Below are 801 nucleotides of genomic sequence, written 5' to 3'. Positions count from 1 at the left end.
GCGCCATTGTGGTCTCTTTTGGAACGCAAGCGGCGACGGCCGGAACGATCACCTATGACGATTATACCGGCGTCAAGACCGGCTGGCAGATGGCTTCCGACGATGCCTATCTCGGTTCGCGCGCAGGGTGTTTCGAAAGCATGGTCCGCGTCGGCTATGACACCGCACTGGAGCCGGGCTTGGCCGAATCCTGGACACAAACCTCACCGAAGGTTTGGGAGTTCAAGTTACGCAAGGGCGTGAAGTTCCAGAACGGCGAGCCGCTTAATGCAAAAGCCGCGGTCAATGCGCTCACCAATCTTCTGAAAGCGCCCGTTCCGGCCCGGGCCTTTTCGCCTAAGCTGGTCGCTGCCGTCGAGGTTGGTGGCGACGATATCGTGAAGATCACGACCATCGAGCCATCGGTGCTGCTGCCGGCGCAAATGGCAAGCCCGGCGACTTCGATCCTCGCGCCATCCGCCTATAAGGACGGCAAGGTCGATCCGATCGGAACCTGCACCGGACCGTTTAAGATCACCAAGGTCGATGCCAGCCAATATATGGAACTGACGGCGAACCATGACTATTGGAACGGTATGCCGAAGCTCTCGGGCGGCCGTGTGAACTTTATTCCGGATGCCGATACCCGCGCCACCCAGATAAGAAGCGGTGAAGTGCAGATTTCGCGCGTGATTCCACCTTGGGCGGTAAAGACCATTGTAGCCACGAAGGGTGTCAAGGTTGCGCCAATTACCGTGCCCCGGATTACGGAAATGCTGCTCAATAATTCGAAGCCGCCGTTCAAGGACATCAAGGTTCGGC

At 58.1% G+C, this 801-nt stretch carries 1 protein-coding gene; it reads left to right on the top strand.

Translation table 11 applies throughout. The annotated features are described in order from the left end of the window. A partial coding sequence (locus AB4Z23_RS27380; protein ID WP_441361173.1) for an ABC transporter substrate-binding protein occupies positions 1-801 on the top strand: 801 nt, incomplete at both ends.

Source organism: Agrobacterium sp. MCAB5 (assembly GCF_052114365.1).
Classification (GTDB): domain Bacteria; phylum Pseudomonadota; class Alphaproteobacteria; order Rhizobiales; family Rhizobiaceae; genus Agrobacterium; species Agrobacterium tumefaciens.
This window is presented reverse-complemented; position numbering and strand designations above follow the sequence as displayed.